This window comes from Asticcacaulis currens (genome assembly GCF_028550395.1).
Taxonomy (GTDB): Bacteria; Pseudomonadota; Alphaproteobacteria; order Caulobacterales; family Caulobacteraceae; genus Asticcacaulis; species Asticcacaulis currens.
Genome location: NZ_JAQQKW010000007.1, coordinates 123,499 through 136,504, shown reverse-complemented (window position 1 = coordinate 136,504; position 13,006 = coordinate 123,499). Strand labels below are relative to the sequence as shown.

Annotated in this window: 11 protein-coding genes; 5 read left to right on the top strand and 6 right to left on the bottom strand. The window is 61.4% G+C overall.

Features of this window, described 5'->3' with window-relative positions; all coding sequences use genetic code 11:
* Positions 1–27: 27 nt before the first annotated feature.
* Positions 28–2,016: an OPT family oligopeptide transporter gene (locus PQU94_RS12930; protein WP_272741865.1), complete on the bottom strand. Its 1,989-nt coding sequence runs from the start codon at positions 2,014–2,016 to the stop codon at positions 28–30.
* Between the two features lie 354 nt (positions 2,017–2,370).
* On the opposite strand from PQU94_RS12930, the gene PQU94_RS12925 reads away from it, so the two are divergent.
* Positions 2,371–5,286: a TonB-dependent receptor gene (locus PQU94_RS12925; RefSeq protein ID WP_272741864.1), complete on the top strand. Its 2,916-nt coding sequence runs from the start codon at positions 2,371–2,373 to the stop codon at positions 5,284–5,286.
* 51 nt (positions 5,287–5,337) lie between these two features.
* Here the strand turns inward: PQU94_RS12925 and PQU94_RS12920 are convergent, their stop codons facing one another.
* Positions 5,338–5,661, bottom strand: coding sequence for a hypothetical protein (locus PQU94_RS12920; protein ID WP_272741863.1), 324 nt, complete (start codon positions 5,659–5,661; stop codon positions 5,338–5,340).
* 142 nt (positions 5,662–5,803) lie between these two features.
* Here PQU94_RS12920 and PQU94_RS12915 point away from each other — a divergent pair, with 142 nt between their 5' ends.
* Both PQU94_RS12915 and PQU94_RS12910 read left to right on the top strand, forming a co-directional pair.
* The gene (locus PQU94_RS12915) at positions 5,804–6,559 is read left to right on the top strand and encodes a helix-turn-helix transcriptional regulator (RefSeq protein WP_272741862.1); all 756 of its coding nucleotides are present in this window, start codon (positions 5,804–5,806) and stop codon (positions 6,557–6,559) included.
* Positions 6,560–6,743: 184 nt separating this feature from the next.
* Complete coding sequence (locus PQU94_RS12910; RefSeq protein WP_272741861.1) at positions 6,744–8,222, top strand: S41 family peptidase; 1,479 nt, start codon at positions 6,744–6,746, stop codon at positions 8,220–8,222.
* A gap of 51 nt (positions 8,223–8,273) precedes the next feature.
* On the opposite strand, the gene gatA is transcribed toward PQU94_RS12910, so the two are convergent.
* The 4 genes from gatA to PQU94_RS12890 form a co-directional block, all read right to left on the bottom strand.
* Positions 8,274–9,758 (bottom strand): Asp-tRNA(Asn)/Glu-tRNA(Gln) amidotransferase subunit GatA, encoded by a 1,485-nt coding sequence (gene gatA / locus PQU94_RS12905; protein WP_272741860.1) that lies wholly within the window; start codon positions 9,756–9,758, stop codon positions 8,274–8,276.
* Between the two features lie 2 nt (positions 9,759–9,760).
* Complete coding sequence (gene gatC, locus PQU94_RS12900; RefSeq protein WP_272741859.1) at positions 9,761–10,048, bottom strand: Asp-tRNA(Asn)/Glu-tRNA(Gln) amidotransferase subunit GatC; 288 nt, start codon at positions 10,046–10,048, stop codon at positions 9,761–9,763.
* Positions 10,049–10,208: 160 nt separating this feature from the next.
* A complete protein-coding gene (locus PQU94_RS12895) occupies positions 10,209–10,589 on the bottom strand; it encodes a UrcA family protein (protein ID WP_272741858.1) in 381 nt (126 codons plus the stop codon).
* Between the two features lie 244 nt (positions 10,590–10,833).
* Positions 10,834–11,190 (bottom strand): UrcA family protein, encoded by a 357-nt coding sequence (locus PQU94_RS12890; RefSeq protein WP_272741857.1) that lies wholly within the window; start codon positions 11,188–11,190, stop codon positions 10,834–10,836.
* Positions 11,191–11,392: 202 nt separating this feature from the next.
* Here PQU94_RS12890 and ruvX point away from each other — a divergent pair, with 202 nt between their 5' ends.
* Both ruvX and PQU94_RS12880 read left to right on the top strand, forming a co-directional pair.
* Positions 11,393–11,896 carry a Holliday junction resolvase RuvX gene (gene ruvX, locus PQU94_RS12885; protein WP_272741944.1) on the top strand — a complete coding sequence of 168 codons (504 nt, stop codon included), beginning with the start codon at positions 11,393–11,395 and terminating at the stop codon, positions 11,894–11,896.
* A 58-nt stretch (positions 11,897–11,954) separates the two neighbouring features.
* Positions 11,955–12,899: an AEC family transporter gene (locus tag PQU94_RS12880; RefSeq protein WP_272741856.1), complete on the top strand. Its 945-nt coding sequence runs from the start codon at positions 11,955–11,957 to the stop codon at positions 12,897–12,899.
* The last annotated feature ends 107 nt before the right edge of the window (positions 12,900–13,006 follow it).

The following is a 13,006-nucleotide window of genomic DNA, read 5'->3' as shown; positions in this document are numbered from 1 at the left end:
TTCGAACAGGTTGCAGATCGGTGAATATTAGCCCTGGACCTTTTTCGCTGCCCCGATGCACCAGCGATAAAGCCCTGCCACGCCCGAAACGGCCAGAATGAGGGCGATGATCATGGCGGTGTGTTCGCCATAGGGGATCGGCAGGACCGCCAGCGGGGCCTTGGAACCGGTAAAGGTAATCACCCCGGCCAGCACGACCTTGAACAGGCTTTCGCCGACGATAAAGCCGGAGGCAATCAGCACACCCAGACGCGAGGCGGGTTCCGCCCACGGCTTACCACGCACCAGCCGCTCAAACAGCCAGCCGCCAAAGGCCCCGACGACCACCGGTGCCGTCACCGACGACGGCAGGTAGATGGCCAGTCCAACCCCCAGGGGCGGCAGGCTGTACTTATCGTTTGTGACCTTGCGCAGGAACAGGTCAAAGGCAACAAGCCCCGCCCCGATCAGCGCCCCGGCCCCCAGCAGACCCCACGGCAGGCTACCGCCAATCGCACCCTTGGCCAGAGTCGAGATCAATGTCGCCTGCGGCGCCCCCAGCGGCTCGCCGGTGATACCGCGATAGTTGGGATCGCCCGCAAAGCCGAAGGCATTGTTGAGCAGGTTGAGCACCAGCGGAATGACCACGGCTCCGGCGACGACGCCGATCACCAGCGCCACCTGCTGCTTCCATGGGGTCGCCCCGACCAGTTGCCCGGTCTTGAGGTCCTGAAGATTGTCGTTACCGACCACCGCCACGGCGAGAACAAAGGTCGTGGCGAACAGGGCAAAGGCCGTCAGGGCCTGCGCCGCATCCGGGCCGGTAACGCTATGGCCCACCGCACCGATCAGCAAGGCCGCCCCCAGCACGCTTAGGATACCCACACCCGACACGGGTGAATTGGACGAACCGATCAGACCGGCCATATAGCCGCACACCGCCGCCGCCAGAAGACCCGCAACAGCGAGGTAGAGCACGCCAAGCGCCACCAGAGGCAGGCTGAGGCTGGCAATGGCCGTCCCGTTCAGGAAGCTCGCCATCAGGAAGCCGGCAGGCACCAGCAGAAGCACCGAGATCAGACCGACCAGAGCGATGGGCAGGTCCTGCTCCTCGCGGGGCAGGTCTTCCCCACCCGACTGCCGCCTGCGATTGGCCTCAAGCGCCGACATCAGACCCGACCAGACGGGCCCCAGCAGCTTGCCGATCGTCCAGATGGCGGCGGCCCCGATAGCCCCGGCCCCCAGATAACGCACCTGCGTGGACCAGATGGCCCCGGCATGGTCGGCGGCACTGGCCTCCGGCATGGGCGTCATAGACGTCAGGATCGGCACGGCAATGCCCCAGGCGATCACCAGACCGATCAGCATGGCGATGCCGACCGTAATCCCCATCAGGTGACCGGCGCCGATCAGGGCCAGCGAACTTTCCCCGGCAATCCCTGTCGCCGCAACCTTACCGCCGACCTTAACCTTGAAGAAGGCCGCCAGTTCGCCCGCCAGCGCCTTGGCCGCCGCCAGCGCCGAATAGGCCGCCGACGCCACGCTGCCCAGCATGACCGCGACCAGACCGGCCTGACCTTCCTGCGCCCCTTCGCGGGTATTGGTGCCGACCTTCAGCACCTCGGCGGCGGCGACGCCTTCGGGATAGGGCAATGGCGAATTGGACACCAGCGCGCGCCGCAGCGGAATGGTGTACATGACGCCCAGTATGCCGCCGATGGCACAGGCGGCAAAGGTGACGAAGAAGGGCACATCGCGCCACCAGCCGATAATGATCAGGCCGGGCAGGACGAAGATGACCGAGGCCAGCGTCCCCGCCGCCGACGCGATCGTCTGAACGATATTGTTTTCCTGAATCGTCGCCGATTTGAACGCGCTCAACAGCGCCATCGAAATAACGGCCGCCGGGATCGAGGTGGCGAAGGTCAGGCCAACCTGAAGCCCCAGATAGACCTGCGCAGCGGTAAAGACGAGCGTGATGATGATACCAAGCAATACCCCGCGCAGGGTGATTTCGGTTTGGGGTTTGGGCGGCATGGGCACTCCGGAAGCCGAACGCAAAAGCTGTATCTTGCGCAACGGATTGCGTCTGACAACGGTTTTTTACGGCCGCTGACCGCCCACGCCCCCTTTTGCGCTTCACAAACCCGAAAAGCGATCATTTTCACGCACGAAACGGAGGGCAAAAGGCGCAATTATGGTCAATATAATTCATTTATCACATATTTACGTCTTGCCGATGCGCCCAAAACGCGTAATCTGATACCCTGCCGAGCCAAATCGGCAACTTTGCGCATTTTCGATGCTCAAAGATCATAAAGTGGCTCAAACCCCACATCAAAACAGGAACGCGCCGCCGCTCAGGCCGGTGCTAAGAAAAAGAGGAAACCGATGCACTCCACGATTCCGTCGCCGCGGAAGGCGACACTTTTGCGCACCTCTGCTCTGGTCGGGCTTTCGCTGCTGATGACCGCCCCGGCCTTTGCGCAGGACGCGGCGCCAGCCACGGGCGACGAGGTCCAGACCGTCGTCGTCACCGGCTTCCGCAACAGCCTTCAGACGGCCCTTCAGGACAAGAAGAAAAGCAATGGCGTCGTGGATGTCATTCGCGCCGAAGATATTGCCAAATTCCCCGACGCCAATCTGGCGGAATCGCTCCAGCGGGTGCCGGGCGTTTCGATTTCGCGGGTCGCGGGCGAAGGACGCTCGATCACGGTGCGGGGTCTGCCGCCGGCCTTCACGCGCGTGCGCATCAACGGCATGGAAGCGCAATCCGTTTCGGGGGCCACCACGTCTGACCGGGGGATCGGTACGGGCCGCGGCTTCGACTTCAACACCTTTTCCTCCGACCTCTTTTCCAATCTGACGGTGCGCAAGACCGCCTCGCCCGAAACGCTCGAAGGTTCGCTGGGCGCGACCGTCGATCTGCACACCTCGCGTCCCTTCGATTACAAGGGCTTCACCGCCGCCATAAACGGTCAGGTCGGCTATAACAGCCTGTCGAAAGAGATGAAGGACCGTAAGGTCTCCGGCGTCATCTCCAACCGCTGGGATACGGAACTGGGCCAGTTCGGCGCCCTCGCCTCCATCGCCTACACCCAGCGTCATTATTACGAGGACCAGTTCGGGTCCGGCGGCTGGAACCCCGGCTCTGTGGACGGCGGTTTTTGTAGCCCCGTCGGCGTAACCCCGCAGGTTCCGGCCACGGACGCCGCCAAGGGGACCGATGCGCTCAACTGCGCCACCGGCGTGCCGCGTCCGGCCGCCGGGGACACCCTCTATTCGCAGGCCAGCGCCTCCACCACCTTCTTCCCGCGTCTGCCGCGCTACGGTCGCTTCGAACACGATCAGAAGCGTCTGGGGGCCAGCCTGTCGCTGCAATGGCGGCCGCAAGCCGGAACCACTGTCAATTTCGACGCTCTTTACTCCAATTACGATGTCACCCGTGAGGAAAGCTGGCTGGAAGGCTTCTCGTTTGCCCGCGCCATCAGCCAGAACGGCAAGCCGCAGACCGCCGTGCGCGAACTGATCCTCTTCCCCGCCGGGACCAGCCAGACCGCCGGAGCCAATTTCGGAAAGGCCGTATCGGATGTGGCCTATGCCCGTTTTGACGGCGTGGATGTGCGTTCGGACACGCAATATGACGCGTTTGAAAACACCTTTACCCAGTACACCCTGTCGGGCAGCCACGATTTCAGCGATACTCTGAGCGTCAGCGGGCTGATTGGTATCTCAGAGTCCGATTTCAACCAGAAGGCCCAGACCACCCTGATGTTCCAGCGTCAGAACGCAGGTATGACGGTCGATTTCAGACGCAATCGCGATCAGCCGATCATCACGCACAATTTCGACGTCACGAACCCCGACAACTATACGTTCGGCGCACCGGACGGCACAGCGAGCACGGCCAATGCGGAAATTCGCCTGAATCCGTCGCGCGTGAATAACCGTTATGAAACCGCCGAACTCAATCTGGAATATCGCCCGATCGATATACTGACGGTCAAAACCGGCCTGCACTTTAACACGTTCAGCTTCGACATCGCCGCCTGGCAACGCGCCAACACCTTCCTTGTCCCCAACCTGACCTCCGCTCAGTTGCGCGACGTGACCCGCTCCGTCAGCTTCCCCGGCAATGGCCTTGATGACGGCGTGTTCCCGAAGGCCTGGGCCACGATCGACTACGACAAGTTCGTGGCGTCTCAGAATATCTACAGCAATTCAGGGATTTATGCCCTGATCCCTAACGCCGGCAATACCCGCGGCGTGGAAGAAAAGATCACGTCCGGCTATGTGCAGACCGATCTGACGACGCAGGTCGCCGGAATGACCCTGCGTACAGAGGCAGGCTTCCGCTTTGCCAAAACCCAGCTTACCGCGCGCGGGATTATCGTGGGTCAGACCAACCCGGTCTTCGTTCAGCACGAATACAGCGACTTCCTGCCTTCGTTTAACGCCACTCTGGAGGTCACGCCGGACGTCTTCCTGAGGGGGTCGGCCGCCCGGGTCGTGTCGCGTCCGGATCTGGGATTCCTGACCCCCGGCGGCAACCTGTCCCTGACCGGTACCCCGTCGCTGTCGTCCGGCAATCCCTTCCTTGAGCCCATCCGGGCCGACACTTACGACCTGTCGGCCGAATGGTACTTTGGTCGCGCTTCGCTGCTGTCGGTCGGGGCCTTCTACAAGGACATCAAGTCCTATGTGCAGAACGCCTCGCGCCAGTCGTCCTTCCGCGAAACGGGCCTGCCCCTGTCTCTGCTGGGCAGCTCAGGGGTGGACCCGGACGCAACGCCCATCACCATCACCCAGCCGGTCAACACGCCGGGCGGACCGCTCAAGGGCTTCGAAGTCAATTATCAGCAGGGCTTCAGCTTCCTTCCGGGCTGGCTGAGCCACACCGGCGCCCTGTTCAACTACACCTATGTGGATTCCGAAATTACGTACAATCTGGCGGGCGGCGGCACCACGACCAAGAGCCTGATCGGTCTGTCGAAAAATGCCTACAACGGCACGCTGTACTACGAAGACGAGACGATCAGCCTGCGTCTGTCCACCTCGTATCGCTCGAAATACATCATCGCCCTGCCCGCCAATAACCCGTTGCAGGACCTTGAAGGGGTTGACGATCTTCAGGTTTTCGACCTTTCGGCCTCCTACCAGATCACACCCAAGCTGCGGGTGACGCTGGAAGGGCTCAATATCCTGGACGAATTTAACCGCCAGTATATCGACTCCACGCGCAACTCGACCTTTGTGTATAACCACCTCGGCGCGCAGTGGAATCTGGGTCTCCAGTACAAGTTCTAAAGCCAAAAAAACGACCCGCGTCAGCACTGGCGCGGGTTTTCTGGTTTATCTTCAGCCGCTTTTGGAGACGTCCTTAAGCTCGGTCTCTAGGGCCGCCGCCTGCCCCTCTTCACGCACCTTGCCGTCGTCGAAGATGCGGCCAATGATGTGACGATACTCTTTATACTGTCGCAACTCATAGGCGGCGGCCATCTTCTCGGCCCACGAGGTGTCATCGCGCGCCAGATGCCGCAGCACCGCCTGAAACCGCACATAGCGCTCGTGACGGTTACGCTCGGACGTCTGTTCGGCCAGCCAGATCACCGCCCAGGCGATCACAATCAGCGGCAGCACCAGAAGTCCCCACCCGATCATGTCCTGAACCGTCACCAGCATATGCACCTCTGTTTCGGATTGAGCCCTATCATAGCCCGATCCGACACGGTTCCAACCCCTTGCGCCTGAAAGACGAACGGAAACCGGGCAAAAGGGGCGTGAATCCGCTGGACGCGTCTCCGGCCCGGCCTATACTCTCTCCATGACACCGCTCTTTTCGTCATATCGCATCCACAGCTATGGCCCAAATGAAGAGATGGGGATGCACGCGCATGACGATTTCAGCTTTTCTCTTATCATGGCCGGACAGTACGAAGAGACGATCCGGGGGCGTCAGGATACGTTTTTTCCCGGCTCTTTGCTGGTCTGCCCGCCGGGAGAGCCCCACGCGCAACGTTTTGGCCCGAAGGGTCTTTATAAGCTCGTCCTGCTGCCGACCTGTAACGGCGTGGAGCGTTTCGACGCGCTGACACCGCTGCGAAAGGCCCCCGTCCTGCGAACGTCCGAGGTGATGGACATTGCCCGGCTCCACAGGGAATTGCGCCGCGACGATCCGTTTTCGTCCCTGTTTATCGAAGGTCTGTCCTACGAACTGACAGGTGTCTTTGCGCGCGGGCATAGCGGGTCAGGCGGGGTATGGCCCGGCTATCTGCGCCGGGCGCTGGCCTATCTGGCCGAAAGTGAGGGTTCTGTGCCCAGACTGACTGAGGTCGCTTCGGCTATTGACTGCGACCCTGACAAGCTCTCCGGCGCGTTTCGGACCTATCTGGGGTGCAGCCTGGGGGAATACCACCGCCACTGCCGCATCGAAAAGGCGGCGCAGATGCTGGTTGAGAGCCGCCTGCCGCTCAGCGAGATCGCCCTGACCTGCGGCTTCAGCGATCAGCCGCATTTCAATCGGACGTTCAAGGCGCAACTGGGACTAACGCCGGCGGCCTACAGGCGCGAAAAATCCTGATCAGGGTTCAATAATCACCCCGAACATTCAATACAGAGACATACCCATCGCTCAGGATGCGAAGACGACCGGTGGCGCCCTCCTTTAAGCGGCATCGTCATTTGGCTTTGAGTCTTCGTTTTTATCGCGCAATTCTACGGAAAAGTGGCGCTGCCTTATCGGATTACGCGGCTGGGGACACCTTATGAAGAAAACCTTTGCGGCAACACTTGCCCTGCTGGCGGTGATAATGACGGCGTCGCCCGTTTCGGCCTACGACCGGGCTGCCTGGCGCGCCGATTACGCCCAGCTCAAACGTCTGATGCAACAGGACTATGCCAATCTGGCGTGGGCAGCGTCACCGGAAAGCGGCATTGACCTGCCGCGCCTTGATCAGCGCACACGGGCTGCCCTGAGCGCCGCCCGCACAGACGCCGAGGCCCAAAACGCGCTCGAAGCGTTTGTGGCCGGCTTTCACGACGGTCACCTGAAACTGGTGCGCCCGGCGGCGGCACCTCTCGCGCAAAAGGCCGCCGAAGTCCCCCGCCCCGACTTTGAAGCTACGGATGCGGCTGGGAGCTGTGCCGCTCTGGGGTTTAATCCGGGCAGCAGCCCGCTCAGCTTTTCCCTGCCTGTGGAAAGTCTGCCCGGCTTTCAGATGCGTTCCGACGGCCTGAACAGCGTGTATCGCTCAGGCGTCTATACCGTAAACGGTGTGCGGATCGGCCTCATCCGCATTCCGCATTTTACCATGCGCGCCTTGCCGGCCACCTGTCGGCTGGGGTGGGAAAGGCTGGTGGCCACGCATCAGCCCCTGACCAGCCGCTCGGTGCGCGAAGCCGCCTACGCCGTGTGGCTTTCGGCCTTCCGCGACACGATCACCGACCTGCGTCAGGCCGGAGCCACCCGCCTGCTGATTGATGTCGGCAACAATTCCGGAGGCGATGACAGCGGCGATCTCTTCCCGCGGTTTCTGACCGACCGGGCCGTGCGTTCGGCCCCTCTGCTGATGGTGGCCTCCGCAACAGGGGCGCGCTATTTTGACGAGCAGATATCCGACCTCAACGCACTGATCGACAGCCATCCCGGCACCGAGGCCGAAAACGCGCTCACCGCTGCCCGCGACGATTTTGTGGCGGGCAAGGCGCAAACCGCGACGCCCTGCGATCTGTCCTGGGTGTGGCACGAACAGCGGTCGTGGGCGGGCGCCCAGTGCAAACGGCTGGTTCCCGCAGGCTTTGCCGGCGGCTACGCACCCGGCCTGCCGCGCGGCGCTTTCGCGGGCAATACGGAGGTGTCCGGGCAATTGTCCCTGCCTTCGGCACAGGAGGCTTTGTGGGCCGCCTGGATCGGTCCCGTCTATGTCCTTACCGACGGCCAGACCTATTCTTCCGCCGAAATGTTCGCCGCCGTCATGCAGGACAATGCTATTGGCAAGACTGTCGGTGTGACCACCGGCGGCGATGGTTGCGGCTTCATGGTCGATGCCGTCCCACCTATGCTTACACACTCGCGGATGAGCCTGCGTATGCCCAACTGCGTGCTCCTGCGCAGGGATGGCCGTAATGAGGTCAGCGGCATAGTCCCGGATATTCCGGTCCTGCCCACGCAGGGCGAGGACAGCCGTCAGCGCGCCGTGCGTTTACTGGGCTTGTTGGCCACGGATAATACCCCCTCCCGATAAAAAGCCCCCGGTAGCGGACCGGGGGCTCTTTTTTTATTTACAGTCAGAAGATTACCACCACTGAGACGGCTTATGCGTAAAGCCCGCGGCCTTTTCCAGCACCGCACCGACGGCCAGGGTCGTGCCTTCGTCCAGCGCCTTGCCGATCACCTGAAGGCCCAGCGGCAGGCCCTTCGAGTCGAGCCCCGCCGGAACCGCCATGCCGGGCAAGCCCGCCAGGTTGGTGGTCACGGTAAAGACGTCGTTGAGATACATCTGCACCGGATCGGCCGCCTTTTCGGTGTCGCCCAACTGGAAGGCGGCGGACGGCGTGGCCGGGGTCAGGATCACATCACAGCTATTCCAGGCATTGACGAAGTCTTCGGCGATACGGCGACGCACCTTCAAAGCCTTGACGTAATAGGCGTCATAGAAGCCCGCCGACAGCACATAGGTGCCGATCATGATGCGGCGCTTCACCTCGGCCCCGAAGCCTTCGGAGCGCGACAGCTCATAGGTATCGGTCAGGCTGCTGGCCGCCTCGGTGCGGTGGCCAAAGCGCATCCCGTCATAGCGGGCGAGATTGGACGAGGCTTCCGCCGGGGCCACAATATAGTAGCACGGCAGGGCGTATTTGGTGTTGGGCAGAGAGATGCGCACGATCTCCGCGCCGGCGTCCTTCAGCCACTGAATGCCCTGCTCCCACAGGGCGTCGATCTCGCCCGGAATGCCGTCGAGGCGGTATTCATCAGGGATGCCGACGCGCAGGCCCTTGATCGACTTACCGACAAAGCTCGAAAAATCCGGCAGGGCGTTGGGCAGGCTGGTGGAGTCTTTGGCGTCGTGCGAGCACATGGATTGCAGCATGATCGCCGCGTCTTCGACCGTCTTGGTGATCGGACCGGCCTGATCGAGCGACGAGGCAAAGGCCACCATGCCGTAGCGCGAGGCGCGGCCATAGGTCGGCTTGATCCCGACCGTGCCGGTGAAGGCGGCCGGCTGACGGATCGAACCGCCGGTGTCCGAGGCCGTGGCGGCCAGACACAGATCCGCGGCTACCGCCGAAGCCGACCCACCCGACGAGCCGCCGGGGGTCAGGGGCGCGTTGGAGGCGTTCGACTTCCACGGATTGGTCACCGGGCCCCAGTGCGAGGTTTCGTTGGACGAGCCCATGGCGAATTCGTCCATGTTCAGCTTGCCCAGCATGACCGCGCCATCGTCCCACAGGTTCTGGGTGACGGTCGATTCATAGGGCGGCACGAAGGTGTCGAGGATACCCGAACAGGCCGTGGTGCGTACCCCCTTGGTGCAGAACAGGTCCTTGATGCCCAGCGGCGCGCCTTCGAGTGCGCGGGCCTCACCGGCCTTCAGGCGACGATCGGACTCACCGGCCATCTCACGCGCCTTGTCAAAGGTGGTCAGCACATAGGCGTTCAGCGCGGGATTGGCCTTTTCGATGGCGCCGATAAAGGCCTCGGTCAGTTCGGTCGAGGAGAATTGCTTCGCCTTCAGGCCGTCGAGCGCGCCTTTGAGTGTCAGTTTAGTGAGATCACTCATAACTATTCCACCACCTTCGGCACGATAAAGAAGCCGTCGAGGCTTTTGGGGGCGTTCGACACGACATCGGCCACCTTGCCGCCATCGGTCACCACGTCGTCGCGCAGGGGCTGGGTCATTTCCACGCAGGAGGTCATGGGCTGCACGCCGCTGACATCGACCTCATTGAGCTGCTCGATCCAGCCCAGAATGCCGTTCAGCTGACCGGCCAGGCTTTCCAGACGTTCATCGCTTTCACGCAGGCGCGACAGGCTCGCCACCTTGCGCACAGTTGCCACATCAATGGCCATGCGGAGACTCCTATATCTATGGAGTCCCGGTTAGCGAGGGCGCGCCCAAATGGCAAGGCCGGATGCGAAAACGATCCGGAAAAGGGCATGAAAAAAACGGTGCGCCGCTGAATGCGTCCGCACCGTCTTGTCAACCTGACTATAAGTATAGTTTCAGCGATTACTTGCTGGCCAGCGTCTGCCCGTCACGACGATCGGCATAGACCGAAGGCGCCTGGCCCGTCTTTTCCGCGTGCAGTTGCGACAGGGCGGGCTGGTTCAGATCGGCCACGACGTTGTTGAGGGCTTCGCGGGCACAGGCGCGATCACTCTCTTCGATATCGCGATCATTGAACACGCCAGAGTCGCAGGCCTTGCGGGCCGTTTTTTCAAGTTGGGCATAAATCGTCTTAAGCCCGCTGGCCGACTGAAGGTCGGCATCGTTGATCTGCACCACCTTGTGCGTGGCTTCGCGGCCCATAAGGTTTTGAGCCTGAACCGTACCGGCAGCGCCGAACAGGACGATAACCGAAAGGGCGGGGAGGATGATCTTGGTGAACATGATGTGGGTTTCCTTAGAGAATGGGGATGCATCGGAACGCAGTGAACTTGTGAAATTCAAATACACTTTGATAATTTTGAAATCCATTTTTTTATTATTAAATCTTCGCCATCTATTAATTTCAGTTCATGAACTTTTGTTAGTTTATTTTGTGACATATTGTTGAATAGTTTATTTTGAAATGAAAACGCACCGGCCCATAGGGACCGGCACGCGCCTCAATTATTACATTTTGTACAGAAAATTACTTTTGAGTCATTTGCGGCGCTGATCTTCGCGAATCGTCGCGCCAGTGCGTCCTGTCCGACGTCGCCGCGGCCGTAAGCCCCGGATGCCCGACCTTTTGAACCGCCTCATTGAGCGCGATACGCTCGCACTGACGATCGGTAATGACCCAGCCATTGGGCGAGCTGAGCCCCTCGGCGCAGACCTCTTTGGCGGCGGTGCGGATCTGTCTCAGCACCTGTTTCGCCTGCGCCGGATCATTGAGGTCAGCATCGGCAAAGCGGACGGTGGTTTGCGGCACGTCCTCCGCCGCCATGGCTGAACCCGCCGTCAGCAGCATGACACCCGCGACACACATCAGTATGTTTTTCGGCATTTTGTTATCTCCCGTTGCTTTGGATAGACAACCAAATCCCGTAATAGGAAGTAAAAATCCAGAATTTTATTATTAAATATGCGCAATAGATTACATTCAATTCATTAATTACATGGCCGTAATTCATAATCGCGCCACATTCGGCGCAACGCCGCCGCATTTCTGATTGACTCGCTTACGCCCGCGCGCCACACCGCGTCGCATGGCCATACTCGACATTACCGAACTGAAAGCCGCCCTGCCGCCGCGCCGCGCCCTGATCGGGCTCGATCTGGGGGAAAAGACCATCGGCGTCGCCGTCAGCGACATCTCCTTAAGCATCGGCTCGCCGCTGGAGCTGATCAAAAAGAGCAAGTTCACGCAGGAGGCCGAACGGCTGCTGCTGCTGATGAAGCAACGCGAAGCGTCGGGCCTCGTCATCGGCCTGCCGGTCAATATGGACGGCACCGAAGGCCCGCGCTGTCAGTCGGTGCGCGCCTTTGCCCGCAACCTGCTGCGCCTGCCCACTGAGAAATTCACTGCCGCCGGCCTCGACCCCGACCTGCCCATCGCCTTCTGGGACGAGCGCTGGTCATCTTCGGTGATGAACCGCTTCCTGATTGAAGAGGCCGATCTGACGCGTGCCAAACGCGCCGAAGTGATCGACCGTTCCGCCGCCGCCTACATCCTTCAGGGCGCGCTTGACCGCATAAGAAGCGCCACATGAGCCAAATCCGACTGCCAACGGGCACAAGAGCGCAGCGGCACGGGCGCGAGGGATAAGCATGACGCCCGACATCTTCATCAACGGCATCCTGCCGGTGTTTCTGCTGATCGCGCTGGGCTTCGGGCTGAAGGTATCGGGCTTTCTGCCGCCGTCCGTCTGGGGGCCGATCGAACGCATCGCCGTCTATGTCTTCTATCCGGGCTTTCTGATCCCGGCCATCTGGCACGCCGACCTGTCGGGCCTCAGCGCCGGCCCGATCAGTCTGGCCGTCAGTACGTCTCTGGCCCTGTCCATCCTGATCGCTTTTGCCCTGAAACCCGTGCTGCGCCTGTCCGGCCCGACCTATACCAGCGTCTTTCAGGGCCTGATCCGCTTCAACTCGTTTGTCTTTTTGCCCATTGCCACCTCGATTTTCGGGGCGCAGGCCGTGGGGCTTGCCGCCGTGGCCATGAGCGCGCTCATCCCCTTGAGCAATATGGCCTCGATACTGGTGCTGGCCCGCTGGGGGCAGCCCGAAGGCGAGGACACGGTGGACCGCAGCTTTCGCGGCGTCATGGCGCGCCTGTTCACCAACCCGATCTTCCTGTCGTGCCTGATCGGCCTGGCGCTCAACATGGTGCGCGCGCCGTCCGTGCCGTTCATCGAAAAAGACCTGAAGATGCTGGGCGATGCGGCCATTCCCACCGGCCTTATTCTGGCCGGTGCCGGGCTGAACTTCGCCTATATCCGAAGCCAGCCCGTTCTGGTCGTCGCCACCTCAGCCTTCAAGGTTTTGGTCGTGCCCCTGATCAGCTGGGGCCTGTGCCGGCTGTTCGGCGGCGATGCTCTGGCGCAGGGCGTGGCCCTGTGCTGCGGGGCCGCCCCGTGCGCCGCTGTTGCCTATGTGCAGGCCCGTCATATGGGCGGGGACGCGCCGCTGATGGCCGGGATCGTGGCGCTGACCACCTCGCTCAGCCTGATCAGCCTGCCCCTGCTCCTGTGGCTCTATCATTTGCTGACGTAAGAGATTTACGCACAGCTTCGGGCTGGCAAGGGCCCGGCGCGCTTCCTATATCCGATCCGTTCGCCCGCCTCAGCCGTAACGGCTCACGCCACACCTTTTCTGCGGCC

What these genes read in the sequence shown, in the direction of transcription:
- PQU94_RS12930 (WP_272741865.1), bottom strand. Translation starts at nt 2,016, where the DNA reads ATGCCGCCCAAACCCCAAACCGAAATCACCCTGCGCGGGGTATTGCTT.
- PQU94_RS12925 (WP_272741864.1), top strand. Translation starts at nt 2,371, where the DNA reads ATGCACTCCACGATTCCGTCGCCGCGGAAGGCGACACTTTTGCGCACC.
- PQU94_RS12920 (WP_272741863.1), bottom strand. Translation starts at nt 5,661, where the DNA reads ATGCTGGTGACGGTTCAGGACATGATCGGGTGGGGACTTCTGGTGCTG.
- PQU94_RS12915 (WP_272741862.1), top strand. Translation starts at nt 5,804, where the DNA reads ATGACACCGCTCTTTTCGTCATATCGCATCCACAGCTATGGCCCAAAT.
- PQU94_RS12910 (WP_272741861.1), top strand. Translation starts at nt 6,744, where the DNA reads ATGAAGAAAACCTTTGCGGCAACACTTGCCCTGCTGGCGGTGATAATG.
- gatA (WP_272741860.1), bottom strand. Translation starts at nt 9,758, where the DNA reads ATGAGTGATCTCACTAAACTGACACTCAAAGGCGCGCTCGACGGCCTG.
- gatC (WP_272741859.1), bottom strand. Translation starts at nt 10,048, where the DNA reads ATGGCCATTGATGTGGCAACTGTGCGCAAGGTGGCGAGCCTGTCGCGC.
- PQU94_RS12895 (WP_272741858.1), bottom strand. Translation starts at nt 10,589, where the DNA reads ATGTTCACCAAGATCATCCTCCCCGCCCTTTCGGTTATCGTCCTGTTC.
- PQU94_RS12890 (WP_272741857.1), bottom strand. Translation starts at nt 11,190, where the DNA reads ATGCCGAAAAACATACTGATGTGTGTCGCGGGTGTCATGCTGCTGACG.
- ruvX (WP_272741944.1), top strand. Translation starts at nt 11,393, where the DNA reads ATGGCCATACTCGACATTACCGAACTGAAAGCCGCCCTGCCGCCGCGC.
- PQU94_RS12880 (WP_272741856.1), top strand. Translation starts at nt 11,955, where the DNA reads ATGACGCCCGACATCTTCATCAACGGCATCCTGCCGGTGTTTCTGCTG.